2 protein-coding genes are annotated in these 1,040 nt (G+C 71.5%); both read right to left on the bottom strand.

Going from position 1 to position 1,040, the window contains the following annotated elements; translation table 11 throughout:
• Positions 1-366: Rv2175c family DNA-binding protein (locus tag ABZ281_RS50435; RefSeq protein WP_356665674.1), on the bottom strand; the 366-nt coding region annotated here is incomplete at its 3' end.
• Between the two features lie 111 nt (positions 367-477).
• The coding region (locus tag ABZ281_RS50430; protein ID WP_356665672.1) for an oxidoreductase C-terminal domain-containing protein at positions 478-1,040 on the bottom strand (563 nt) is incomplete at its 5' end.

Genomic DNA, 1,040 nt, shown 5'->3' with positions numbered 1-1,040 from the left:
CGTCAGCGGCACGTACGCCAGTCGCACACCCGCGTGGACCGTCATGTAGTCCACGCCCTGCTCGGCCTGTTCGATGACCGTGTCCTTGTAGATCTTGAAGAGCCACTCCAGCATCTCTTCGTCCGTGAAGCCGTCGTCCCGCAGGAGCGTCAGGGTCCCGGACAGACCCTTGACGACCTTGTCCCCGTCGATGAAGGCGGCAGGGACGTGCAGCGCGCGGTTCTCACCTCGGCGTACGGCGATGAGCTGGCCGTCCTTGACCAGCTGCCGCACACGCGTCACCTCGACGCCGAACTGTTCGGCGATGTCGGGGAGGGTGAGCCAGGCGGGGACGAGAGCATCGATCTTTGCGTCAATCTCGGTCACGGAAACCAGCCTGCCATCTACCACTGACAGTCGGAAGTCGGCTCGGTCCGGCCGGGCGGACGCATCCCTGCCCGTCAGCACCGCCCTGCGGCCTCGCGACGGCCCGGGCGCCTACGCCGTGGCCGCCTTCAGGGGCCTGGCCGGATCCGTCAGCAGCACCGGGTTCATCGGGACGCCCGACTCGATCAGGCGGCGGCCCTGCGCCAGGTCCCGGGGCCGGCCCACAGCCAGCAGCGCGACCAGCCGCTCCCCGCGCAGCCAGCACACCGTCCAGGCCGGTCCGGAGGGGTCGCCCCGCCACAGGGTCGTGTCCGCGGCCGCGTGGTGCCCGGCGTACTGGACGAACCGCCCGAACTGCTCGGACCAGAAGTACGGCACCGGGTCGTACACCGCCGGCGGCTCCCCCGCGGCTCCCCCGACGATGTTCACGGCCACCGTGCGCGGCCCCTGGAGGGCGTTGTCCCAGTGGTGGACCAGCAGACGCTCGCCGTAGCGCCCGGAGGGGAAGGAGGCGCAGTCGCCGACCGCGTACACGTCCGGCACGGTGGAGCGCAGATGCTCGTCGGCCACGATCTCGCCGTGGGTGCCCAGCTCGATCCCGGAGCCGGCCAGCCAGGCCGTCGCGGGGCGGGCGCCGATACCGACGACGACCGCGTCCGCGGGCAGCCTCGAGC

The organism is Streptomyces sp. NPDC006265 (genome assembly GCF_040613555.1).
Classification (GTDB): Bacteria; Actinomycetota; Actinomycetes; order Streptomycetales; family Streptomycetaceae; genus Streptomyces.
The sequence above is the reverse complement of the archived record's forward strand: the minus strand, read 5'-3'. Positions and strand labels throughout refer to the sequence as shown.